The organism is Marilutibacter maris, from assembly GCF_006546735.2.
In the GTDB taxonomy this organism is placed as follows: domain Bacteria; phylum Pseudomonadota; class Gammaproteobacteria; order Xanthomonadales; family Xanthomonadaceae; genus Marilutibacter; species Marilutibacter maris.
Map to the genome: position 1 here is coordinate 1 of NZ_VICD02000100.1, position 24,664 is coordinate 24,664.

Here is a 24,664-nt window from a genome sequence, read left to right on the forward strand (position 1 = left end):
CCTGCAGGGTCGGATGGTTGATGCCGAACTCCTCGTCGAGGGCGCGGTTGAGGCGGTCGATGAAGCGGTCGTGGTCGCCGGGCTCGGGCCGCACCATGTGCGCGGTCATCGCGATCTCGCCCGCACCCAGCGACCAGATGTGCAGATGGTGCACCGCGGTGACGCCCGGCTGCTGCTCCAGGAAGGCCTTGACCCGGGCCTGGTCGATGCTGGCCGGGACCGCGTCCATCGCCGCGTTGAAGCTCTCGCGCAGCAGCCCGAACGCGCTGAACGCGACCACCGCGCCGATCAGCAGGGCCGTGGCCGGGTCCAGCCAGGCCCAGCCCAGCCAGCTCATGCCCAGGCCGGCGACCACCGCCGCCAGCGATACCGCGGCGTCGGCGACCAGGTGCAGGAACGCGCCGCGCCGGTTGAGGTCGTGGTCGTGACCGTCGCGGACCATCCAGGCGGCGCCGAGGTTGACCGCGATGCCGATCGCCGCGACCACCACCACCGTCATCGCCGGGATTTCCGGCGGCTGGCTGAAGCGCCGCACCGCTTCCCAGGCCAGCGCGCCGGAGAATGCGACCAGCAGCAGCGCATTGGCCAGCGGCGAGAGCAGGGTCGCGCGGCGCCAGCCATAGGTGTGGCGGTCGGTCGGCGGCCGGCGCGCGAGCACCGCCGCGCCCCAGGCCAGGCCCAGGCCCAGCACGTCGCCGAGGTTGTGGAGGGCGTCGGACAGCAGCGCCAGCGAGTTGATCGCGAAGCCGTAACCGGCCTCCAGCGCGGTGTAGGCGAGATTGACCAGGGTCACCACGGCGAACGCGCGGGTACCGTCGTGGTGGTGATGGTGGTGTCCGGACATGCGGCGATGGTGGCATGCCGGGCGGGCAGGACACTATTCCGACGGACAGGACATTGTTACAAGGGGGGGCGGTTACAAGGGGGGGGCGTGGCAGCGGCGCAGGCCGCGATCCCCGGGCTGCGCGCGGCAATCCCCAAAGTTTGCTGCGCAAACCCTGGGCCCCACCGTTGCGCTGCCATACCCCCCATTCGCGCTATGCGCGGATCGCCCCCTCACTCAGGGGGGGACGATATCCGGCGGCGCGCGGATATCTCCCAATGTTTGCTGTGCAAACCCTGGGTCCCGCCGTTGCGCTGCCACACCCCCATTCGCGCTAGGCGCGAATCGCCCCCTGACTCAGGGGGGACGATATCCGGCGGCGCGCGGATATCTCCCAAAGTTTGCTGCGCAAACCTTGGGCCCCGCCGTTGCGATGCCACACCCCCATTCGCGCTATGCGCGAATCGCCCCCTGACTCAGGGGGCTGGAGCCGTGCTACATCGCATCTCGTAGGAGCGGCGTGAGCCGCGATGGGGCTCGCTTGGGAAGGCCCTGGGATGGCGGCTTGCGCCGCTCCTGGAGGGCGTCCTCTGTCGCCTGCGGGGGATTGCAGCTCAGGGCTGCCAACGGCGTGGGCGGGGCACCTCTCAGCCGCGGCCGGAGACCAGGGTGCCGATGTTCTCGCCCTTGAGGAGGCGCAACAGGACCCCGGGCTGGCCCATGTCGAAGATCCGCAGCGGCAGCCCGCTGTCGCGGCACAGGGCGAATGCGGCGGTATCCATCACCTGCAGGTCGCGCGTGATCACCTGGTCGTAGGTCAGGGTCTCGTAGCGGGTCGCGTCGGCGTGCTTCTTGGGGTCCTTGTCGTAGACGCCGTCGACCTTGGTCGCCTTCAGCAGCAGGTCGGCGCCGATCTCGATCGCGCGCAGCGCGGCGCCGGAGTCGGTGGTGAAGAACGGGTTGCCGGTGCCGGCGGCGAAGATCACCAGCCGGCCCTTCTCCAGGTGACGGATCGCGCGCCGGCGGATGTAGTCCTCGCAGACGTCGTTGATCTTCAGCGCGCTCATCACCCGCGCCTTGCCGCCGCGCTTCTCCAGCGCGTCCTGCATCGCCAGTGCATTGATCACGGTGGCAAGCATGCCCATCTGGTCGCCGGTGACCCGGTCCATGCCGGCGGCGGCGAGGCCGGCGCCCCGGAAGATGTTGCCGCCGCCGATCACCAGCGCGACCTCGGCACCGGCCTGCTGGGCCTCGATCACCTCCTGGGCCAGGCGTCCGATCATCTTTGGATCGATGCCATAGTCCTCATCGCCCATCAGGGCCTCGCCGGAGAGTTTCAACAGGACGCGGCGATAGGCGAGCGGGGACATGGCGACCTCAACAGTGGATAAACCCGGAAATTCTATCCGAGGTAGGGGGCGCGCCACGAGATCCGTTCAGGTAGACATGATTGCGCTCTCACCGCCACTACAGGGACGTTCAGGAAGGCGTGGGCCCGTTCTGCGCCTTCTTTGCGGCTCGTGGTACAACAATTGGCCATTGTGGCGGCCGGATGACATCGCTCTCCGGCGCGCCAATCACCAGATTGTTGCTGCCGGAGACGTCTCTGCCGATGCCCCCTCTCGGGTCCACCGTCGTTCCGATCGTCGCTGTCGCGACAACCACCGCCGACTCCCGAGGGCGCGCCTAGTGGTTGCTCCGGCCTGGGAGCGGGATGACCCTGACACGCCGCCGGAGTGCGGGCAGGGCGACGATTTCGAGGCGTTCGTACGCGAGCAGCGCTCGGTCCTGGTCGGCTATCTGTGCCGGCGCCTGCCGGAGGAGGATGCCAAGGACGTGGCCCAGGAGGCGATGGTCAGGCTGCTGCGTTACCGCGGCCTGCCCGCGGAACAACTGCGCCGGCTGGTGTACCGGATCGCCGCCAATGCGCTGCTCGACCGGGGCCGTCGCGCCGGCACCAGCACCGGCACCGGACCGCAACCGATCAGCCTGAGCGCCGATCACGACTGGCTGCCGTCGCCCGAACCCAGCCACGAGCAGCGCGTCGACACCCAGCAACAACTGATTCACGTGCGACGGCTGATCCTGGAACTGCCGGATCGCTGCCGCGAGGTCTATCTGCTCAACCGCATCGAAGGCATGAGTTACCCCCAGATCGCGGAGCGCTTCGGCATCTCCGTCAAGGCCGTCGAAAAGCATGTCAGCCGCGCGCTCAAGGGGCTGCGCGAAGGCCTGGCCCAGATCGAGGGCGATGCGTCGGGGGAGGAAATGCCGTGAACGTGGGGCATATCACCCGTCTCGACGACCTCGCCGCCGACTGGCTGGCCCGGCTGGAGTCGCCGGAGTGCTCGATGGCCGAGCGCGCCGCCTTCGAGGACTGGCTGGCGGCGTCACCACGGCATGTCGAGGCCTATCTGGAGGCCGAGCGCCTGCACCTGCTGGCGGCCGGACTGGCCGATGACGAACTGTTGCGGGCCGCCATCGGCGAGATGAGTCCGCCGGCCTCGCGCACCGCGTCCAGGGCGCGGCGATCGCGCTGGCGGCCCTGGTCGGCCGCGGTGGCGGCGGTGCTGGTGCTGGCGATCGGAGCGGCGACCTGGCTGCGTCCGCCGCCGCCGCAGGTGGCCGGCTACGCGACCGCCGTGGGCGAGCAGCGCGAGATCATGCTCGAGGACGGCACCCGCATGCTGCTGGATACCGATACCCGGGTGGAGACCCGCTTCGATGCCGATCTGCGGGTGGTGGAGTTGATCTCCGGTCGCGCCCACTTCGAGGTCGGGCAAGACCCGGACCGGCCATTTCTGGTGCGGGCCGCCTCCGGCACCGTGCGCGACATCGGCACCACCTTCCAGGTCAGCCGCCGCGGCGACGACGTCGATGTCGGGCTTATCGAGGGCATTGTGGTGGTCAGTCGTGGCGACGACGGCCCCGGTCGCAGGCTCGCTCCCGGCGAACAGCTTCACGTCGATCCGCAGGGCCGTTTCACCCCGACCCGTGCGCTGGATCTCGAGGTCGCCAATGGTTGGCCGCGCGGCGAACTGGTGTTCCGCAAGCGTCGTCTCGACGACCTGCTGGTGGAGATGAACCGCTATTCGGAGGTGCCGCTGCGCCTGGCCGAACCCGAACTGGCGGGCATTGCCGTCAGTGGCGTGTTCCGGGTCGACGAGCAGGTGGCCCTGGTCGAGGCGCTTGGGCAGGGCTGGGGCCTGCGCGCCGAATCCCGCGACGACGGGGTGTTCCTGTACGGTCCCGCGGAGTGAGGGCGCGGCTGGAAGCCGGCCGGCGGCCTGGATGAAGGCCGCCCGGGCGGCGGCGCGGGAGCCCTCCCGGAGGGGCGCGGCCTCCAAACCGGTGCGAATGGAGGAATCCCCTGATTGCCTGCGCTGCCGGGGGTTCCGTAATGTGTGGGGATGCTGGTTCCGGTGCCCCCTCGGATAACCAGGGTCTGCCTGGTGATAGCAGTGTGCGGCGTATTGTCGCTGCACACGGACGGCGCGTGGGCGGTCGAACCGTCCGCGGCGGAGTCGGGGGCCTCGACGGAGCAACTGCAGCTCGATCTGCCTGGCGGCACGCTCGACGGTGCATTGAAGGCGCTGGCGCTGCGCAGCGGCATCCAGATCCTCTACGCACCGGGGCAGGTCGAGTCGCGCCGCGCCCGCGCGTTGAATGGCCGGATGACGCTCGAACATGCGCTGCGCTACCTGCTGGAGGGCAGCGAGCTGAGGGCCGAACGGGTCAATGCCGATACCTTCGTGCTGAAGACGGTCGTGGCGCCGAAGCCGGAGCAGGCCGCCGCGCCCGCGCCCGCGCTGATGCCACGCCAGCGCGCGGTCGACATGGATCGGGTCGAGGTCACCGGATCGCGGATTCCGCGCATCGACATAGACGCGATCACCCCGTCGCCGATGACCCTGATCACCCGCGAGGACATCGAGGCCAGCGGCTACCAGACCCTGTTCGAGCTGCTGCGGTTCCAGCCGGGCATGATCGGCCATCATCCGGTCGCGGTCGCCGCCGACGGCGGAGCCAACTTCCAGCAACCGTTCAACGTCGCCGCGACCACCAGCCTCAGCGCGTTGGGGCCGCGCGCGACCCTGTTCCTGGTCGATGGCCAGCGGGTGGCCAACCATGCGCTGACCAGCGCCGAACTGGGCGGTCTGACCGATCTGGACGCGATTCCGCTGAGCCTGGTCGATCGCGTTGAAATCCTGCGCGGCGGCGCTTCGGCGATCTATGGCGCCGACGCGATCGCCGGCGTGGTCAACATCATCCTGCGCAAGCGACAGAAGGGGGGCGAGGCACTGATCCGCTACGGCCTTTCCGAGCGCGGCGACGCCGGCGAGCGCCGCCTGTCGTTGAGCCACGGCTTCGATACGCCGCGCGGCGGCAGCGGCATGCTGGCGGCGGACTGGTTCGATCGCGAGGCGCTGGCCGGCGACGCGCGCGACTGGCACACCCGAGACCACAGTCGCGACGGCCTGTCGGACAGGCGAGTCTGGCTAGGCCACTACTACCGCTTCCTTGGCCTCGACAATGTCCTCCAGCCGGCCAGGGCCGAGTGCGGCAACGCGCCTGCCGAGGTCATCGACGCCGATTGCCGGTTCGACCAGGCGCGCTACACCGACCTGCAACCGGCCAGTCGGCGCCTGTGGCTGTACGGCCACCTGTCCGAACCGATGTGGGAAGGGGCGACGCTGGAGCTGGACCTGCGTTACGGCGAGGCGCAGCAGGAGCTGAGACGGCCGCCGTTCTTCGGCAGCGTCGGGCTGCCCCCCGGGCATCCGGACCGCTATCGGGGCTTCTCTGTGTTTAGCTTGTTTCTCGGCCCTCCCGAGACCCGGCTCAACTACACGTTCTTCGAGTTGGGGCCGATCACCAGCCGTACCGACAACCGGACGCTCGATGTCGGCGCCGCGCTCAAGGGCTGGCGCGGCGACTGGGCCTGGGATGTGTCGTTGTCGCATCATGCCAACCGTGTCGTCAGCCGCATCGACGGTCAGGTCAGCCTCGAGGAATTCCTTCGTCCCGACAACCTGGACCGATACCGGCTTGATGGCACGCCCAACGCCGCGGAACTGCTCGCCGCCATTTCCCCGACTTTCACATTGCGTGGCGAGGCCACCCTGCAGCAGCTGTCGGCGGGGTTGGAGGGGCCGCTGTTCAAACTGCCGGGAGGCGTGGCGCGGCTGGCGGTCGGTGGCGAGTTCCTGCGCAACGGTTTGGTGAACGAGCCCGATGCGCGCCTGTTGAAGGACGATCTGGCCCTGGGCACACCCAAGACCGCGCGCGACGATCACCGCAACAGTGCGGCCCTGTACACCGAGCTGGGCCTGCCGCTGCGGGACAACCTGCAGGCCGAGTTGGCCCTGCGCTACGACGATCCACAGGACTATGGCAGCCGGGTCTCGCCCAAGCTCGGTCTGAAGTGGTCGCCGCACGAGAATCTCACCTTCCGCGCGACAGCGGCGACCGGCTACCGGGTGCCGTCGTTGTTCGAGCTGCGGCGCCCCAACGTCATTCCGGAAAGCAAGCTGGTCCCGGCGAGCGATGCACTACGGCCATGCCTGGAAGAGGTGATCATCGACCCGTTGATACGACAGGTGGTCGGGCAGTTGGCACCGTCCTACTGCCGGGTGGATCTGGGCGCGTTCGAGAATCCGGACCTGGTGCCGGAGACCTCACGCAGTCACACGTTGGGGATGGTGTGGGCACCGTCGCCCGACTTCAGCCTGAGCTTCGATCATTTCCGCATCCATCGCGACAACGAAATCGCGCAAGGCAACCTGCTCGACAGTCCGGAGGCGTTCCCGGAGTCGGCGCAGCGCGACAAGGACGGCCGCCTGGTCGGGATCGACAGTTACTACCAGAACATCGGCCGGTCTGACATCCGCGGCTGGGAAGCGGAGATGCGCTGGCGTGTGGAGGCGGGCGACGCCGGCCGGCTCTCGTTGACCGCTGCCGTGCATCATTTGTCGCGGGTCGACCGCAGGGTCGGCGACGGTAGACCCTTTTACGACCATGCCGGCTACGGTGCGCCCACCACCAACCTGCTGGGCTCCGTGCAGTGGGCGCGCGGCAACTGGACCCATACCCTGGCCCTGCGCGCCCGCGGCCCTTACCAGGTCGGCTCGCCCGTCACCGGATGTCCGGGCTACAACCGTGGTCGCTGCCGCACACCGGGGCGCGGGGTGCTCGATCTGGACATCGCCTACAACGGCATTCCGGGCTGGCGGCTGGGCTTGAACGTGCGTGATCTGGCCGATCGCGATCCGGTCAACTACGACATCGAGCGCGACGGTTACGACATCGCCTACGACGATCCTCGCGGACGCTACCTGCTGCTCAGCGCGCGCTATCGGTTCTGAACGAGCCGTTCCGGCAAAGTCCGGCCCTCGTCAACGCAATAGCACTGCTCGGGTTTCATTCGCCACCGCGATCGGGGTAGGGGGTTGCGCGGTGCATTCGTTATTGCTCGTGTCGAAGCTCTGGGGGCTTCGACGCGTGCCCATGGGCACGCTTCCAACATCCGTGCACGCCCGACAGCCAGCGGCGCCGGGCGGGACAGGAACAATCCGATCAGGGAATAGGGGACAAGATGCAGCAGTCTGGAAGCTTTTCGTCGGCGCTTCGTGGTGGTCGGCTGGGGAACAGCCGCAGCGGCGGGAACAAGGGGCATGTGCGGTCGGCGCTCTCCAGCGCGATCGTGGTCGCGCTGTTGTTCGCTGGCGCCGGCACCGCAGCGGCGCAGGATGCGCAGGACACTCGGTATCAGGAGCAGGGCAAGGTCGGCGATGCCGACAGCTGGCGCAGCGACGAGTTCAAGGCCGATTGGGGCCTCGAGGCGATCGGCGCGCACCACGCCTACGCGCGCGGCCTGACCGGGCGCGGGATCCGTCTGGGAATCTTCGACAGCGGCGCCGACAGTCGTCATGCCGACTTCACGGGCAAGGACCTGCGCTCGATCCTGATGGCCGATCCGGGCTGCACAAGCGGCGCGGTGCTCGACGGCCCTGATGCATGCTTCTATACCGAGGGCGATCGCGCCCAGGTATCGATCCTGCAGTACACCGATGAAGACCGCGCACTGGTCGATCTGCTGATCCAGTTCGGCTGGCTCGTTCCGGACGCCAACGAGATCCTCGAAGGCCTTTCCGGCATCTCGTACGAAACCCACGGCACCCATGTCGCCGGCACCATGCTGGCCAATCGCGATGGCAACGGGACCCACGGCGTGGCTTACGGCGCCGACCTGACCACAGCGCGCCTGTTCGCCAACAGCTACTCCGATGTGACCGCCCTGTTGTCCGGGATATTCGGCGTCAACTTCGGCGGTACCGAGATCAGCATCGGGCCCAGCAGCGAAGCGGTCGCTGCGATGTACGAGCAGATGTCGGCGCAGGGCGTCCGCGCGATCAATCACAGCTGGGGACTCGCGTCGGAACCCTCCACGCCGGAGGACATGGACGCGCTCTACAACAGCGATGGCGCCGCCGAGTATTTCAATACCTATGTGGCGCCTTCGATTCGCGACGGCATGCTGCAGGTGTGGGCCGCCGGCAACAACGATGGCGATATCGCGGGCATCTACGCGACCCTGCCGCGATGGGTGCCCGAGGCGGAGCAGTACTGGCTGAGCGTCGCCAACATCAACGAGGGCGGTGGCATCGATGGCAGCTCCAGCATATGCGGGCTGAGCAAGGACTGGTGCGTTTCCGCGCCCGGCACCGAGATCACCTCGACGGTGATCGGCGGTGATGCCGAGGTCGAGTACAAGTACGATGACGATGGCAACCTGATTGGCTTCGAGGTCGTCGGCGAGAACCCGCAGTTCGGCTACGGCAACCTGACCGGCACCTCGATGGCGGCGCCGCACGTCACCGGCGCGCTGGCGCTGCTGATGGAGCGCTTCCCGTATCTGGACAATCCGCAGATCCGCGACGTGCTGCTGACCACGGCCACCGATCTGGGCGAGGCCGGCGTCGACGAGATCTACGGCTGGGGTCTGATCGACCTGGCCAAGGCGATCGACGGTCCGGGCATGCTGCGGGTCGATACCAATGTGGCGATGAACGCCTTCGCCGGTGGCGAGAAGGTGTGGGACGGTCCGGCCTGGGACGACTGGCGCAACGACATCAGCGGCCCCGGCCGACTGACCAAGTCGGGCATCGGCTGGCTGCGCCTGAGCGGCGACAACAGTTTCGGCGGCCTCAGTGTCGAGGACGGTGTGCTCGAGCTCGACGGCGACAACGCGCTGTCGGCGGCGGCCGAGGTCAACGGCGGTTTCTTCGTCCTCAACGGCACGCTGCGCGACACCGACCTCAACGTCAACGACGGCCTCGCCAGCATCCAGGGCACGGTCACCGGTGGCATGACCGTGGTCGGTGCCGAGGGGCGCCTGCACGGCGTCGGCAGCCTCGGCGACACCCGGGTCGAGGGGGTGATCGCGCCGGGCAACTCGATCGGCACCCTGCGCATCGACGGCGACTACACCCAGGTGGCCGGCTCGGTGTTCGAGGCCGAGATCCAGGCGCCCGACGGTGCCGATCTGCTCGACATCAGCGGACGCGCCGACCTGCAGGGCGGTACCGTCCGCATCCTGCGTGGACCGGGCGAGTACCTGCTCGGCCAGAGCTACAACATCCTCAACGCGGCCGGTGGCATCGATGGCGGCTTCGCCGGGATCGACAGCAGCGCCGTATCGCCGTTCCTGGACTTCACCTTCAGCTACTCCGGTAACGCGGTCGGGCTGGACGTCAGCCGTGGCATGGCCCTGGCCGACGCCGCGAACACCCGCAACCAGCGGGCGGTCGCGACCGCCGCCGACGCGCTCGCGATGGATCACGTGCTTGCCCAGCGCCTGACCCAGCTGTTCCCGGCGCAGGCCGGCGCTGCGCTCGACATGCTCAGCGGCGAGCTGCACGCCAGCGCCCAGTCGGTGCTGGTCGACAGCCAGCAACACGTGCGCGAGAGCGCGCTGGCGCGTGCCTCGGCCGGGCAGGGCGCGTTCGCCCATCAGGGCGACGCCGGCTCCTCGGCGTGGGTGGAAGTGCTGCGTGGCAGCGGCACCCTGGACGGCGACGGCAATGCCGCGCGCACCGAGTACAGCGGCAACACCACCCTGGTGGGCTACGACTACCGCTTCGACAACGGTTGGCGCCTGGGCGTGCTTGGCGGCACCGCGCGAACCGATCTGGATGCGCGCACGCGTGCCAGCGAAGGCGACATCACCGGCTATCGGGTCGGTATCTATGCCGGCCAGGCGTGGGGCAGCTTCGGTGTGCGCGGCGGCATCAGCCACGACAGCAGCGAGGTCGACATCCGCCGCAGCGCCGCGTTCCAGGGCCTGCAGGAGCAGACCCGGGTCGAATACGACGCGACCGTCACCCAGGGCTTCATCGAGGCGGGGTACCGGATGCAGGCGGGGGCGTGGGAGTTCGAGCCCTATCTGCAGTACGCGCATGTCGGCTTCGACATCGACGGTTTCCGCGAGCAGGGTGGCGCCACCGCGCTCGGCGGAAGCGGCCGCGACGGCGACGTCGGCCTGGCCACCGCCGGACTGCGCTTCAACGTCAACCTGAAGGCCGCCCACCAGGCCGACAGCTGGCTGAGTCTGCGTGGCGGTCTGGGCTACCGCGACGCCAGTGGCGATCTGCTGCCGGCCGCGACGCTGGCCTGGAGCGGTGCCGACGCGTTCACCGTGCAGGGCGCGCCGCTGGCCGACGACGCGACCGTCGCCGAGCTCGGCATCGCCGCCCGCCTGAGTGCGCGCAGCCTGCTGGAGTTCGGCTATCGCGGCCAGTTCGGCGACGACGCGGACGCGCAGGGGCTGAATGCCCGCTACTCGTTGCAGTTCTGATCGGGACGGGGGTAGCCCCGGCTGATCGGACGCTGGAAGAAGGACGGGCAGACATGGATGCCCGTCGCTGGCACCGAAGGAGGCGGTGCCAGCCAAGGACCGGCCTTGCTCCCGGCGCGATGTTCCCTGTTCTCATCGCGCGGGAGCACCACTTTTTGCCGGTCCCTGTTCCGGCGCCTGTTGTACCGGATGGGCGGAAAGAACCGTCCGCCGCCGTTGGTCAGTCCGGCGCGCGGGCAGGAGGAGGGAGAAGGGAGGCGAGCTCCTCGATTCGAAATCCGCCAAAAAAGAAGGCCGCGGAGCGATCCGCGGCCTTCGTCTTTGCAGGCGTCGCCTGCGCAGGGCGGGGCGATCAGGCCAGGCCGGCCTGCTTCATCACTTCGGCGGCGTAGTCCTCGACCACCTTCTCGATGCCCTCGCCAACGGCCAGGCGCTCGAAGCGCACGACCTCGGCACCGGCACCCTTCAGCACGGCCTCGACCGACTGGTTGGTGTCGAGCACGTACGGCTGGCCGTACAGGGTCACTTCGTTGACGATCTTGTTGATCTTGCCGCCGATGATCTTCTCCAGGATGTCGGCCGGCTTGGCCTTGTCCTTGTCGCTCATCTTGGCCAGCTCGATTTCCTTTTCCTTCTCGATGAAGTCGGCCGGCACGTCGGATGCCTTGATATGCGGCGGGTTCATCGCGGCGACGTGCATCGCCAGGCCGCGGGCCAGGTCGGCATCGCCGCCCTTGAGCTCGACCAGCACGCCGATACGGCCACCGTGGACGTAGGCGGCGACGGTGTTGTCGGTGTCGATGCGGACCATGCGGCGCAGCTGCACGTTCTCGCCGACCTTGGCGATCAGCGCGGCGCGGGTCTCCTCGACGGTCGCGCCGTCGATGCTCGCGGCCTTCAGCGCTTCGATGTCGGCGGTGGCCAGGGCGGCCTGCGCGGCGGCATTGGTGAAGGCGACGAAGTTCTCGTCCTTGGCGACGAAGTCGGTCTCGGAGTTGATCTCGACCAGAACGGCCTTGCCGCCGTCCTGGGCGCTGGCGATGCGGCCTTCCGCGGCGACGCGGCCGGCCTTCTTGTCGGCCTTGGCCAGGCCCGACTTGCGCAGGTTCTCGGCCGCGGCGTCGATGTCGCCGCCGGTCTCGGACAGCGCCTTCTTGCACTCCATCATGCCGGCGCCGGTGCGCTCGCGCAGTTCCTTGACGAGGGAAGCGGTGATTTCAGCCATGGGGGTACCTCAAATGGGATGGGTCGCTGGGCGACGTGCGGCCCGCGCCCGGACGGTGCCGTAGGGCGCGGACCAACGATGTTTCCCGCCGGGTGCGGGAAGGGCGCAGCCACGCAGTATCGCGTGGCCGCATGACGCCCGCCTTACTCGGCGGCCGGAGCCTCGGAGGCGCCGTCGGCCTTGGCGGCGGCCTTCTTGGCCGGAGCCTTGCGGGCCGGCTTCTTGGCCGCGTCGGCGTCGCCTTCGGCGGCGTCGGCAAAGTCTTCCTCGCGGACCGAGGCGGCGGTCGGCGCGGCGGCCTTGCCCTCCAGCACCGCGTCGGCGGCGGCGCGGGCGTACAGCTGCACGGCGCGGATGGCGTCGTCGTTGCCCGGGATCGCGTAGTCGACCAGCTCCGGGTTGTAGTTGGTGTCGACGACCGCGATCACCGGGATGCCGAGCTTCTTGGCTTCCTTGATCGCGATGTCCTCGTGGCCGATGTCGATCACGAACAGCGCGTCGGGCAGGCGGTTCATGTCCTTGATGCCGCCCAGCGAGGCCTCGAGCTTGTCGCGCTCGCGACGCAGGCCCAGCACCTCGTGCTTGACCAGCTTGTCGAAGGTGCCGTCGGTCTCGGCGGCCTCGAGTTCCTTCAGGCGCGCGACCGACTGCTTGACGGTGCGGAAGTTGGTCAGGGTGCCGCCCAGCCAACGCTGGTTCATGTACGGCATGCCGCAGCGCTCGGCCTCTTCCTTGATCGTCTCGCGCGCCGAACGCTTGGTGCCGAGGAACAGGATCATGCCGCGCTTCTGCGCGATACCCGAGATGAAGTTCATCGCGTCGTTGAACAGCGGAACGGTCTTCTCGAGGTTGATGATGTGGATCTTGCCGCGGGCGCCGAAGATGTACGGGCCCATCTTCGGGTTCCAGTAACGGGTCTGGTGGCCGAAGTGGACGCCGGCTTCGAGCATCTGGCGCATGGTGATCTGGGGCATTGCAGTAACTCCAGGCAGTGGAATCCGGCCGCAAATGGGTTTGGCGCGGCTGCCCCGGCACGGGGCCGGGGCGGGATTCCGGGGTTGGGCCTCCCCGCTGCGTCCGTGTCCGAACCGCTTCGCCGGCATCGGAGCCAGGTGGCTCCAGACGGCGATCGCGGCACCCCGGCACGGCGCGTGGCAGCGGGTGTGTATTTGCCGGCACCCTTCCTGACCCGGACCGGTCGATCGCGACAGCGATCGGGTCAATCAGGATCGGGTGCTACGCCCGGCATCGGCGGCGGCTTGCCGGTCGGACCGGCAGGCACAGCCGGAGAAGCATAGCCGCTACGGCCTCCGGGAGCAAGGTTGGGAGATGGCGCGGGGGTGACGGCGGGCGCGACCGCCGCTCAGTAGCTCACCGTCACCGTGATCACGTCGCCGTAGGCGCCGGCCGGTACCGACTGGGGCGCCGGGACCCGGCCATGCACGGTCAGGGCCTGGGCGCTGCCGGTTCCGGTGCCGACCTCGGTGTCGGTGCCCGGGGTGGCGCCCCAGCGCTGGGTCCGGGCGGCGTCGCGGTACAGCTCGTAGTCGAGGTAGTCGGCGCTGGCGCCCAGGCGCATGCGGCGAACCCCGCCGCTGGCATTCTGGCCGTCGTCGAGGGCGACGTCCCAGGCGGTGCGCTGGGTGCAGGTCATGGTGATGGTCGATGTCTGCTCGACATCGGTGGCGACCGCTCCGCCGACAGTACCGAAGTCGAGGGTGGTCGCGCTGCCGATCGTGCAGTTGTCCGGCACCGTGGCGGTGGCGGTGAAGGGGAAGCTCGCGGTGCCGCCACCGTTGCCGCCGCTGGTGCACGAGGCCGGGTAGGGCGGGGTGCCCAGCAATTGCTCGGCGTAGCGGTATTCCAGGCGCGTGTGGATGCCGCTGAACGGGTTGCTGAACGCGCCCGCGGCCAGGCTCGCCTGCACCGGGATCCGCGCCTGCATGGTGGCGCTGGCGCTGCCGCTGCCGCCCAGCACCGGGACGCTGTACTCGAGGTCGATCGGGACCGGGGTCGGGGTCGCCGCGATCAGCGAATCGCCCCAGATCTGGGTGCGGGCCGGGTCGCTGTAGATCTGGAACTGCATCGGGTCGCCGAAGGCATTGGTCATGCGGCGCGGCGCGGTGCTGCCGCCGCCGTTGACGCCGGCGCCGATGTTCAGGCACATCCGCACCCGGGCGGTGGCCAGCAGCGACAGTCCCGAGGTACTGCATTCGACGGTGACGGTGGCGGTGCTGTCGACGTTGCCGGCGCCGCTGGTGCTGCCGAAGCTCAGCGCGGTGCTGCTGGCGGTGCAGGTGGTCGCGGCCGGGGCCGATGGCAGCCACGCCAGCAGCGCCAGGCACACGATCGCCGCGACGGTGCGGCGCGGTCCGGTCGCGGCGGCGAACAGTGTGGGGGGGCGGGTCATGGCTCGGCCTCCTGCAGGCATCGCAGCGGGCCGATGCGCGGAATCGGATCGGCGCCTTGCGGGTAGTCGAAATCGACATGGCAGATCCCGCCCGACGGCGTGCGCACGCTCAACCGGTTGTGCGCGTCGAGCGTGTCCAGATAGGTCTCGCCGTCGTGGCCGACGATGGTGTCCGCATCGCTGCCGGCCAGGCGCACCCGGCTGCGCAGCGGCAACGGCTGTCCGGCTCCGTCGTGCAGCACGATGACCGCCGCGCGCACCGGCGCGATCGCGAAGCGCACCCGCGTGCCGGCGCGGTCGCCGGGGGTCGCGATCCGCTCGACCGTGTCGATGCGCATGTCGACCGGTAGCGACATCGGGTCGATCGAGAGGCGGTTGCGCTGCCAGGCGTTGAGCGGGGTCACCAGCAGCATGCCGTCGGCGTCGGTGCGGCCGATCGCGCGGTTCTCCAGCAGCACCGGCACGTCGGCGACACCGTCGGTCGAGACCACCGCGAAGGCGTCGTCGATGCGACGCGCGGCGAACGCATGGCCGTCCATCAACACCACGCCGCCGCTGGCCTGGGCATAGCCGCGCCGGGTATCGCCGATGCGGGCGAGGCCGATACCCACACGCGTCCTGGGCAGCAGCCAGCCGGCCTCGACCGCGCCGCCGGCGCCATCGTCGCCGTCGTGCGCCCGTACGCGCCAGCCGAAGCCGCCATCGCCGGGAACCGGCTGGATGAATTCGACCCGGGCGTTGTCGCGCCGTCCCTCGCGCTGCCAGGCGCTGCCCAGCTGGCGGTTGCCGTCCAGGACGGCGCTCACCTGCAGATACACGCTGCGGTCGTCGGCATCGTCCAGGTTCTCGTTGTAGGACAGACTCGCCGACCAGCGATGGGCGAAGTTCCGGGTCCAGAACAGGCCCGCGTAGCGTGCCGGGGCGATATCCGGGTCCGGATGGCGCAGCCGCACGTGGGTGATGCCGACGTTGCCCAGCGCGGCGCTGGTGATCCCGGCCAGCATCCGGGTGCTGACGGTTGGCGGCGGCGGGCCGTACAGCGAGGCGATGTCGCGATAGTCGCCGTCGGTGCGGCGGCCGTCGGCGGAGAAGTTGAAGCGGCCATTGTTCCAGCGATAGCCGATGCCGCTCTGCGATCCGCGTGCCCGCTCCTGCCGACTGCGGGTATGGGAAGCGTTGAGCACGCCGGCGCGGCCGAGCAGCCAGACCCCGCCCAACCCGGCATTGACCAGGCCGTCGCCGGTCTCCGCGTGCAGTTCGACGGTGAACGGATCGGCGATGCCGTAGCGCAGACTGGCGCTGGCGACCGGTTCGCTGGCGTAGGCGAATGACGTCAGCCCGTAGCGTTCGCGTACCGTGCCGACGCTCAGCGACCAGTCCGACAGTCCGCGCGCCAGCAACTGCGGGGTGGAATAGAACGGAAGCTCGAGGGTACGGGTGCGACCGAAGGCGTCGGTGATCACCACCGAGGCGTTGCCCGCGCCGTTGATGCCGGGTGCGGTGCTCAGCTCGAACGGTCCGACGGGCAGCTGGCCGCTGTACTGGCGCATGCCGTTCACGTACAGATCGACCGCCGACGGCACCGCGACCTCGCCGAGGAAGGCCGGCAGCGGTGTGGTGACCCGGTACGGCTGCAGACCGAAGTTGCGGCCGACCTGCACGCCGCCCATGCGCACCGGTCGGGTCCAGTCCAGAAAGCCGCTGAAGATGTCGCCGGCGCGGACGGTGAGCGCGTGCTCGGGAAACGACAGTTCCCAACGGGTATCCAGGCGGGTGGTCGTGGTGTGCCAGCGTCCGTGATCGCGGCGATGCAGGCGGTTGACCGCCGAAGTGCTGAATACGCCGGCGCCCAGGCCGGACAGGCGCAGCTCGCCGACCGTGCCCAACTGGCTGTTGCCGCGGTCGTCGTGGTCGGCATGAAGGTCGTAGTTGAACAACAGGCTGGTCGGGACTTCGCTCAGCGGCGGGGTGGCGCGATCGGTCGTGCCGATCACCGTGGTCGGCAGGTCCAGCCGCGACGGCGGCAGTTCGATGAACATGCGCTGGCCGGGCGCATCGTAGCGGTAGTGGATGTCGGCAATCGCATCCAGTGCGATCGTGCCCGCCGCCGGATGTCCGTCCTGCGTGTGCCCGTCCGCGACACCCTCGTCAGCGGCGCGCTCTTCAAGGGCATGCTCTTCAACGGCATGCTCTTCAAGGACCAGTCCCAGCCGCCGCAGTTCGGCGGCGTCGACCCGGAAGCGCGATCCCTCGCGCAGGAACCGGACCAGACCCGGCCGGGCCGTCCGGTTGAGCACCACTTCCAGGTACAGCGTGTCGTGCCCGGGATGCGGAGTCCCGGCCGGCGCCGGGCCCGCCATCGCGATCGGTGGGGCCGCCGCCAGCCCCAGCAGCAGCGCGCTAGAGCGCCACCGCATCCGGCGCCAGGGTGCGTTCGGCGGGCTCACCGTTGATCCTTGCCTTGAAGACGCCGTTCAGCGGAGGCACGAGCCACGCCGGCAGCTTCCAGCGCCGACGCTGGCCCGGCAGCACGTATCCGGACAGCCCCGCGGCGATCGAAGTACGGGTGCCGTCGGTGGCGACGAACGCCAGATCCGCCACCTGCGCATGACCGCGACCGTCATTGCCGATCTCGATGAAGCGCTCGCCCCCGCTGGCGGTCACGCGCGTCTGCAGCGTGGGCAAGGCCGGTCCGGGGCCGGTGGGCGACACGAACAGCGGGATCGAGTAGCGCATCACGAACCGCAGCCCGGTCGGATCGGCACCGGCATCGCCCCGACCCTGACCGGGGATCTCGTCGACGACGATCCGATAGCTGGCCTCGGTCCCGGCCGGGGGCGGTCCGGGGCGCACGATCCGCACCAGCTGGCGGCTGCCGGGGGCGATCTCCGCCATCGGCGGACTCAACACGATGGCCGTGGTGGCCTGCAGACGGTCCTCGCCGTCTTCCTGGTGCCAGCCGAACACCCGCACCTGCGCGTGCATCGGCGCGTCGCCGCTGTTGCTCAGGGTCAGGCCCTCGGCATTGCGCTCGGCCGGGATCGTGACCGAGGTCGGCGCCACCTGCAGATGGGTCGCATCGGCCGGCGAGGGCAGGCCCGACAGCAGCGCCGTCAGCAGCGCAGTCAGCACCGCTCCCGGCACGGCCGGCGCGCGCGCGGGCCGGCGGCGATGACGCCGCTCGAACAAGGTCACGGTCGCGGCTCAGAAACTGATCGTGGCGGTCACGACATCGAGATAGCTCGCCGCCGGAGCGCTGGCGCTGGGCACCCGGCCATAGACCGGGTAGGCCTGTACCGCGCCGGTGCCGGTGCCGGCGACCGTGTCGGTGCCGAGGGTCTCGCCCCAGATCGTGGTGCGGCCGGCGTCGCTGTAGAGCTGATAGGTGACCAGGTCGGCGCCGTTGGCCATCGCGCGGGCGCCGACGCCGCCGCCGCCGCTGTTCTGGCCGTCATCCAGCGCGATGACGTAGTCGGTGCCCGGCGTGCAGTTGACGTTGAGCTGGCCGATCGCGTCGACGTTGGTGGCGCTGGAGGGCTGGCTGCCGAAATCGACGTCGGTCGGGGCCGGGTCGTCGATGGTGCAGCTGCTCTGGATCGTGATCTGGACCTGGAAGGTCGTGGTCGCGGTCTGCGCCCATGCCGGGTTGGCGACGAGGCCGAAGGCGGCGAGCAGCACGATGGCGGAAAGGCGCTTGCCGAACAAATGCTTGCCGAACAAATGCTTGAACCGGGTCATGGGCGGTCTCCTCGACGCGTCGTTCGTCCCTGTTGCCCTGGAGAAAGCGCCGCGTCCGCCGCCTTCCCGGGCCCGTACGTTGCATCCGCCGCCAACACTTCCACTCCCCACCGGCGCTGTCAAGACCGGTGCCGCAAGCGCCGCCGGGGCGCCATTCGCCGGCGCTTCCGGCGGCGCCACCGGCCGGCCGGGACGGGGCATTGCGCAGGCTGGCGCGGGCGTTCATGCGGCAGGAGCCCGGTGCGTCCCGGATTCGGCGATAATGCGCGCATGGCCATCAACCTCAAGACCCCTGAAGAAATCGAGCACATGCGCGTCGCCGGCCGTCTGGCCGCCGAAGTGCTGCAGGTCGTCGCCCCGCACGTGAAGCCGGGCGTGACCACCGAGGAGCTGGATCGCATCTGCCACGACCACATCGTCAACGTGCAGAAGGCGATCCCCGCCAACGTCGGCTACAAGGGCTTCCCCAAGACCGTCTGCACCTCGGTCAACAACGTCATCTGCCACGGCATCCCGAGCGAGGCCAAGGTCCTCAAGGACGGCGACATCGTCAATATCGATGTCACCGTGATCAAGGACGGCTGGCACGGCGACACCAGTCGCATGTACATCGTCGGCAAACCGTCGGTGATGGCCCAGCGGCTGGTCGATGTGACCCGCGAGGCGATGTTCCGCGGCATCCGCACGGTGCGCCCGGGCGCGACCCTGGGCGATGTCGGTTACGCGATCCAGGAGTACGCCGAGTCCGAGCGCTTCTCGGTGGTCCGCGAGTACTGCGGCCACGGCATCGGCCGGGTCTACCACGACGAGCCGCAGGTGCTGCACTACGGCAGGCCCGGCACCGGCGTGATCCTGAAGCCCGGCATGACCTTCACCATCGAGCCGATGATCAACGAAGGCGCCCGCCACACCCGCCTGTTGCCCGACGGCTGGACCGTGGTCACCAAGGACCGCAAGCTGTCGGCGCAGTGGGAGCACACCGTCGCGGTTACCGACGACGGCGTCGAGATCCTGACCCGGTTGCCCGGCGACGACAACGACCTATGACCGCGGGGCCTGTCCGCGCCGGCGAAGCGGGGACCAGCGCCTCAGACGCCGAATGGGCGGCCCAGGCCCGCGAAACCCTGGCCACCGAGCAAGCGGCACTGGCCGCGCGCTTCGATGCCGGGGCCGATGTCGACCGGCTGTTGGCGGCCCGCGCGAAGTCGGTCGACCGCCAGGTGCTGGCGGCGTGGCGGCGCTGCGTGCCGGAGGCGTCCGGCTTGGCCCTGTTCGCGGTCGGCGGCTATGGCCGCGGCGAGTTGTTCCCGCATTCCGACGTCGATCTGCTGGTCCTGACCCAGGAGCGCCCCGACACCACCGACGGCAGCGACCGCCGTACCGAGGAGGACGCGCTTTCGCGCTTCCTTACCCTGTTGTGGGATGCCGGCCTGCCGGTCGGCCATGCGGTGCGCTCGGCGACCCAGTGCGGTGAGGCGGCCGAGGCCGACCTCACCGTCCTGACCAGCCTGATCGAATCGCGCCCCCTCGATGCCGATGCCGGCGCCCGCCAGGCGCTGGGCGAGGCCGCCGCGCCGGCACGGGTGTGGCCGGCACGCGAGTTCTTCGAAGCCAAGCGGCAGGAGCTGCGGGAAAGGCATTCCCGCCATGGCGATACCTCCGACAATCTCGAGCCCAATCTGAAGGAAGGGCCGGGCGGGCTGCGCGACGTCCAGACCCTGCACTGGATGGCGCTGCGGATCATCGGCACCTCGGACCTGGAGTCGCTGATCGCGGTCGGCCAGCTCGGTGCCGACGAAGTCGCCTCGCTGGAGCGCGAGCGCATCTTCCTGTCGCGGCTGCGTTACGGCCTGCACCTGGTCGCCGGCAAGCGCGAGGAGCGGTTGCGCTTCGACTACCAGAAGCTGCTGGCCGCGCGCCTGGGCCATGTCGATACCGACGGCAGCCTGGCGGTCGAGCAGCTGATGCAGGGCTTCTACCGCAGCGCCTCGCTGGTGCAGCGCATCGGCGAACGTCTGCTGCAACGCTTCGAGGAGCAGATCGAGGGCGAGCCGGTACCCGAGCCGATCGACCGCCTGTTCGAGCTGCGCCGCGGCTACCTGGCCGCGCGCGAGGCCGAATGGCCGCGCGAGCCGGCGCAGATCTTCGACCTGTTCGCGGTCTGGGCCTCGCGCGGCGATGTCCGCGGCCTGCACTCGCAGACCGCGCGCGCGCTGGCCGAGGCGCTGCCGTCGCTGCCCGGATTCTCCACCGCCGGCGCGCCGCTGCATGCCCGTTTCCTGCAACTGCTGCGCGGCCCGGTCCCGGTGCAGACCCTGACCCGGATGGCCCGGCTGGGCGTATTGGGACGCTGGATTCCCGCGTTCGCGCGGGTGTCCGGTCGCATGCAGTTCGACCTGTTCCACGTCTACACCGTCGACCAGCACACCCTGGCGGTGCTGAAGAACCTGTCGATCTTCGCGTCCGGCGAGCACGACGAGCGCTTCACCCTGGCCCGCGAGATCTGGCCGCGGCTGCGCAAGCCCGAACTGCTGCTGCTGGCCGGACTGTTCCACGACATCGGCAAGGGCCGTGGCGGCGATCACTCCGAGCTGGGCGGCGACGATGCGCGGGTGTTCTGCGACACCCTGGGCCTGAGCGAGGCGGATGCGAGCCTGGTCGAGTGGCTGGTGCGCAAGCACCTGCTGATGTCGACCACCGCGCAGAAGCAGGACATCACCGATCCGGAGGTGATCCACCGTTTCGCCACCGTGATCGGCGACCGCGAGCGGCTCGATCACCTCTATCTGCTGACCTGCGCCGACATCGCCGGGACCTCGCCGAAGCTGTGGAACGCGTGGAAGGACCGCCTGCTCGCCGATCTCTACACCGCGACCCGGCTGGCGCTGCGGCGGGGCCTGGAGCATCCGCTGGCGGCCGCCGAGCGTGCGGCCGAGAACCGCGAGGCGGCGCGCGCGATGCTGGCGGCGTTCGGCACCGGCGACGATGAGATCGAAGTCCTGTTCGCGCGGATGCCCGAGTCCGCCTTCCGCCGCGGCCGCCCCGACCAACTTGCCTGGCAGGCGACCGCGCTGCGCGGCATGGCGCCCGGCGACACCCGGGTCCGTGCGCGACCGGTCGCCGCGCACGCCGGGGCGATGGAGGTCTTCGTGCACTCGCCCGATCGCGACGGCCTGTTCGCGGCGATCGTCGCGACCCTCGACCGGCTTGGCCTGGCGATCCAGCAGGCGCGCGTGCTGGACGGTCCGGAAGGCACGATCTTCGACAGCTTCGAGGTGATCCCCTCCGATCCCCGCCACATCCCGGCGGCGGAAGACATCGAGCAGCGGCTGGAGGCCGCGTTGGCCGGCGACCTCGACGAGGTCAAGCCGCCGCGCCGTACCCAGCCGCGTCACTTGCGGCATTTCCGCATCGCCCCGCAGATCGTGTTCGACGCCACCCGCGGCGGTCGCACCCAGGTCAGCCTGGTCTGCACCGACCGCCCGGGCCTGCTGGCCGACATCGCCCGGGCGCTGCGCCATCAGGCGTTGCGGGTGCACGATGCGCGCATCGCCACCTTCGGCGAGCGTGCCGAAGACCTGTTCCAGGTCACCGCCGTGGACGACAACGGCAGCGACCGAGCGCTTGACGACAACCGGCAGGAGGCATTGCGCGCGGCGCTGCTGGCCTGCCTTGAAGGAGATTGTTGATGAGTCCCAAGAAGGAAACCGGCGGCGACGCCGGCGCTGAACTGCGGTCCGTGATCGAAAGCGCGTTCGAACGGCGCGCTGCGTTGACCGTCGACGAGATCGATGGCTCGACCCGGCCCGCGGTCGAGCGCGTGATCGACGGCCTGGAGAGCGGCCAGTTCCGCGTCGCCGAACCCGACGGAGAGGGCGGCTGGAGGGTCAACGAGTGGTTGAAGAAGGCGGTGTTGCTTTACTTCCGCACCCAGGACATGGAAGTCGTCGACGCCTATCCGGCGCCGTTCTGGGACAAGATCCCGGCCCGCTTCGCCGATTACGACGAGGCCGCGTTCCGCCAGTTGGGCGCGCGCGTGGTGCCCGGTGCGATCGCCCGCCGCGGCGCCCACATCGGCCGCGACGTGGTGCTGATGCCGAGCTTCGTCAACATCGGCGCATACGTCGGCGAGGGCACGATGGTCGATACCTGGGCGACGGTCGGCTCCTGCGCCCAGGTCGGCAAGCACTGTCACCTGTCCGGCGGCGCCGGCATCGGCGGCGTACTGGAGCCGCTGCAGGCGACCCCGACCATCATCGAGGACCACTGTTTCATCGGTGCCCGCTCGGAAGTCGTCGAGGGTTTCGTGGTCGGCCATCACAGCGTGATCGGCATGGGGGTGTTCCTCGGCCAGAGCACCCGCATCTACAACCGAGCGACAGGCGAGATCAGCTACGGTTCGGTGCCGCCGTACAGCGTGGTGGTCTCCGGCCAGCTGCCGGCCGCCGACGGCACCCACTCGCTGTACTGCGCGGTGATCGTCAAGCAGGTCGATGCGAAGACGCGCAGCAAGACCAGCATCAACGACCTGCTGCGCGGGCTGGCGGACTGAGCACGTGGAGACGCTCTCGTCATCGACGACGTTTCTCGCCAAGCGCGTGTTCCCGGTGGCCTGGTTCGGCTTCCTGGCGGTGTTCCTGGGTATCGTCCTGTGGTCGGGCGTATGGACGGAGCAGCCTGTGGTCGTGCTCCAGCCGTTGCTGATGGCAGTGTTCGGGTACTTCCTTTTCCGCAAGCTGCTGTGGGATATCGCGGACGAGGTCCGTGATGGGGGCACCTGCCTGCTGGTCCGCAAGGGCGACGTCGAGGAACGTATCGACCTGGGCAACGTCATGAACGTCGATTCGAGCCAGTTCGCCAGCCCGCGGCGCATCACCCTGCGTCTGCGCGTCCCCGGTAGCCTGGGACAGGACGTGGCGTTCATTCCGAAGCATTCGTTCCAGTTCAACCCCTTTGCCCGGAACGCCGTTGCGGAGGAACTGATTCTCCGTATCGACAAGCTGCGCAACTCGCACTGAGATCAATATGACCACCCTGTACGGACTGAAGAACTGCGATACCTGCCGCAAGGCGCGCAAGTGGCTGGACCGCTTCGGCGTCGAGCACGCATTTGTCGACTACCGCGACGAGCCGCGCACCCCGGCAACCCTGGTCGAGTGGAAGGAGGCGCTCGGCGGCTGGGACGCGATGATCAACAAGTCTTCGACCACCTGGCGCAACCTGCCCGAGCAGCGCAAGGCGCCGGGCTCGGACGCGGAATGGAAACTGCTGCTGCGCGAGTACCCGCAACTGGTGCGGCGGCCGGTGGTGGTGACCGACGACGGCGTGATCAGCCAGGGCTTTTCCGACAACGGCTTCAAGAAGCGCTTCGGGGTCTGAGCCGGTGTCCGACGTCCTCGATCTCACCCGCGACCTGATCGCGCGCGCCTCGGTGACCCCCGAGGACGGCGGCTGCCAGGCGCTGATCGCCTCGCGGCTGCGGGCGGCGGGCTTCGCCTGCGAGCACCTGCGACTGGGCGAGGTCGACAACCTGTGGGCGACCCACGGCGGCGACGACGGCCCGACCCTGGTCCTGCTCGGGCATACCGACGTGGTGCCGCCGGGGCCGCGCGAGGCCTGGAGCAGCGATCCGTTCGAGCCGACGATCCGCGATGGCGTGCTGTACGGACGGGGCGCCGCCGACATGAAGGGCAGCGTCGCCGCCTTCGTGGTCGCGGCCGAGCGCTTCGTCGCCGCGCATCCCGACCATCGCGGACGCCTGGCGTTGCTGTTGACCTCGGACGAGGAGGGCGACGCGATCGACGGCGTGCGCCGGGTCGCGACGATCTTCCGCGAGCGCGGCGAACGGATCGACTGGTGCATCACCGGCGAACCCTCGTCGAAGGCGCGCCTGGGCGACCTGTTGCGGGTCGGACGTCGCGGCAGTCTGTCGGCGACGCTCACCGTGCACGGCGTGCAGGGCCATGTCGCCTATCCGGACAAGGCGCGCAATCCGGTTCATCAGGCGCTGAAGGCGCTCGACGCTCTGGTCTCCCGACGTTGGGACGACGGCTACGAGAGCTTCCCGCCGACCAGTCTGCAGATCAGCAACGTCCACGCCGGCACCGGCGCCAACAACGTGATCCCCGGCGAGCTGGAGGTGCTGTTCAACCTGCGCTACAACCCGCACTGGAACGCCGAAAGGCTGATCGAGGCCTGCGTCGCGATCCTCGACGCGCACGGCCTCGACTACGCACTGGCCTGGCATCGCAGCGGCGAGCCGTTCTACACCCCGGAGGGCGAACTGCGCGCGGCCGCGCGCGAGGTGCTGGCGCGCTTCGCGGGCCAGACGCCGGAGGAAAGCACCGGCGGCGGTACCTCGGATGCGCGCTTCATCGCGCCGCTGGGCGCCCACTGCATCGAGGTCGGGCCGGTCAACGCCAGCATCCACAAGGTAGACGAACATGTCAGCGTCGCCGACCTGGAGGCCTTGCCGGAGTTGTATCTGGCGATGCTGGAGCGTCTGCTGGGCTAGGTGCGCGGCCGCGTTGCCGGGGCAGGCCGCGATCGGGTCTTGCGATGAAGGCTTTCGCGGCTTGCGCCGCTCCTACGATCGTTGCCGTGGGAGCGGCT

The 24,664-nt window shown here is 69.4% G+C and carries 18 protein-coding genes; 10 read left to right on the forward strand and 8 right to left on the reverse strand.

Annotation, left to right across the window (positions count from 1 at the left end; genetic code table 11):
* Both FKV24_RS06775 and pyrH read right to left on the reverse strand, forming a co-directional pair.
* Positions 1-844, reverse strand: an 844-nt coding sequence (locus tag FKV24_RS06775) for a cation diffusion facilitator family transporter (RefSeq protein WP_141481840.1), incomplete at its 3' end; no start/stop codon positions are given.
* Positions 845-1,470: 626 nt separating this feature from the next.
* The gene (gene pyrH / locus FKV24_RS06780; RefSeq protein WP_111265963.1) at positions 1,471-2,193 is read right to left on the reverse strand and encodes a UMP kinase; all 723 of its coding nucleotides are present in this window, start codon (positions 2,191-2,193) and stop codon (positions 1,471-1,473) included.
* A gap of 319 nt (positions 2,194-2,512) precedes the next feature.
* Here pyrH and FKV24_RS19805 point away from each other — a divergent pair, with 319 nt between their 5' ends.
* From FKV24_RS19805 to FKV24_RS06800, 4 genes are all read left to right on the forward strand, one after another.
* Positions 2,513-3,100 carry an RNA polymerase sigma factor gene (locus tag FKV24_RS19805; RefSeq protein WP_343200237.1) on the forward strand — a complete coding sequence of 196 codons (588 nt, stop codon included), beginning with the start codon at positions 2,513-2,515 and terminating at the stop codon, positions 3,098-3,100.
* On the forward strand, positions 3,097-4,083 hold the full coding sequence (locus FKV24_RS06790) for a FecR family protein (protein ID WP_141481842.1): 987 nt from the start codon (positions 3,097-3,099) through the stop codon (positions 4,081-4,083). Before FKV24_RS19805 ends, FKV24_RS06790 begins: the two co-directional genes overlap by 4 nt.
* Before the next feature lie 213 nt (positions 4,084-4,296).
* Positions 4,297-7,188: a TonB-dependent receptor domain-containing protein gene (locus FKV24_RS06795; RefSeq protein ID WP_170288236.1), complete on the forward strand. Its 2,892-nt coding sequence runs from the start codon at positions 4,297-4,299 to the stop codon at positions 7,186-7,188.
* Between the two features lie 311 nt (positions 7,189-7,499).
* Positions 7,500-10,679 (forward strand): autotransporter domain-containing protein, encoded by a 3,180-nt coding sequence (locus tag FKV24_RS06800; RefSeq protein WP_249040947.1) that lies wholly within the window; start codon positions 7,500-7,502, stop codon positions 10,677-10,679.
* 352 nt (positions 10,680-11,031) lie between these two features.
* Here FKV24_RS06800 and tsf read toward each other — a convergent pair whose 3' ends face one another.
* From tsf to FKV24_RS06830, 6 genes are all read right to left on the reverse strand, one after another.
* Positions 11,032-11,904, reverse strand: coding sequence for a translation elongation factor Ts (gene tsf / locus FKV24_RS06805; protein WP_111265968.1), 873 nt, complete (start codon positions 11,902-11,904; stop codon positions 11,032-11,034).
* Between the two features lie 143 nt (positions 11,905-12,047).
* The gene (rpsB, locus tag FKV24_RS06810; protein WP_111265969.1) at positions 12,048-12,878 is read right to left on the reverse strand and encodes a 30S ribosomal protein S2; all 831 of its coding nucleotides are present in this window, start codon (positions 12,876-12,878) and stop codon (positions 12,048-12,050) included.
* Between the two features lie 389 nt (positions 12,879-13,267).
* Complete coding sequence (locus FKV24_RS06815; protein ID WP_141481845.1) at positions 13,268-14,314, reverse strand: Csu type fimbrial protein; 1,047 nt, start codon at positions 14,312-14,314, stop codon at positions 13,268-13,270.
* Complete coding sequence (locus tag FKV24_RS06820) at positions 14,311-16,731, reverse strand: fimbria/pilus outer membrane usher protein (RefSeq protein WP_141481846.1); 2,421 nt, start codon at positions 16,729-16,731, stop codon at positions 14,311-14,313. The genes FKV24_RS06815 and FKV24_RS06820 overlap by 4 nt, the downstream gene beginning before the upstream one ends.
* Positions 16,715-17,509: a fimbrial biogenesis chaperone gene (locus FKV24_RS06825; RefSeq protein ID WP_249040948.1), complete on the reverse strand. Its 795-nt coding sequence runs from the start codon at positions 17,507-17,509 to the stop codon at positions 16,715-16,717. The genes FKV24_RS06820 and FKV24_RS06825 overlap by 17 nt, the downstream gene beginning before the upstream one ends.
* A gap of 9 nt (positions 17,510-17,518) precedes the next feature.
* Positions 17,519-18,052, reverse strand: a complete 534-nt coding sequence (locus FKV24_RS06830) for a Csu type fimbrial protein (protein ID WP_141481847.1) — start codon at positions 18,050-18,052, stop codon at positions 17,519-17,521.
* A 270-nt stretch (positions 18,053-18,322) separates the two neighbouring features.
* On the opposite strand from FKV24_RS06830, the gene map reads away from it, so the two are divergent.
* From map to dapE, 6 genes are read left to right on the forward strand one after another with little or no spacing between them, the layout of a single operon-like run.
* Positions 18,323-19,099: a type I methionyl aminopeptidase gene (gene map, locus FKV24_RS06835; RefSeq protein ID WP_111265973.1), complete on the forward strand. Its 777-nt coding sequence runs from the start codon at positions 18,323-18,325 to the stop codon at positions 19,097-19,099.
* Entirely contained in the window at positions 19,096-21,741 is a 2,646-nt protein-coding gene (glnD, locus tag FKV24_RS06840; protein ID WP_141481848.1) for a [protein-PII] uridylyltransferase, read from the forward strand. The genes map and glnD overlap by 4 nt, the downstream gene beginning before the upstream one ends.
* Positions 21,741-22,604: a 2,3,4,5-tetrahydropyridine-2,6-dicarboxylate N-succinyltransferase gene (gene dapD, locus FKV24_RS06845; protein ID WP_111265975.1), complete on the forward strand. Its 864-nt coding sequence runs from the start codon at positions 21,741-21,743 to the stop codon at positions 22,602-22,604. Before glnD ends, dapD begins: the two co-directional genes overlap by 1 nt.
* Positions 22,605-22,608: 4 nt before the next feature.
* Complete coding sequence (locus FKV24_RS06850) at positions 22,609-23,070, forward strand: hypothetical protein (RefSeq protein WP_141481849.1); 462 nt, start codon at positions 22,609-22,611, stop codon at positions 23,068-23,070.
* A gap of 7 nt (positions 23,071-23,077) precedes the next feature.
* The gene (locus FKV24_RS06855; RefSeq protein WP_141481850.1) at positions 23,078-23,431 is read left to right on the forward strand and encodes a Spx/MgsR family RNA polymerase-binding regulatory protein; all 354 of its coding nucleotides are present in this window, start codon (positions 23,078-23,080) and stop codon (positions 23,429-23,431) included.
* Positions 23,432-23,435: 4 nt separating this feature from the next.
* Entirely contained in the window at positions 23,436-24,566 is a 1,131-nt protein-coding gene (gene dapE / locus FKV24_RS06860) for a succinyl-diaminopimelate desuccinylase (RefSeq protein WP_141481851.1), read from the forward strand.
* The last annotated feature ends 98 nt before the right edge of the window (positions 24,567-24,664 follow it).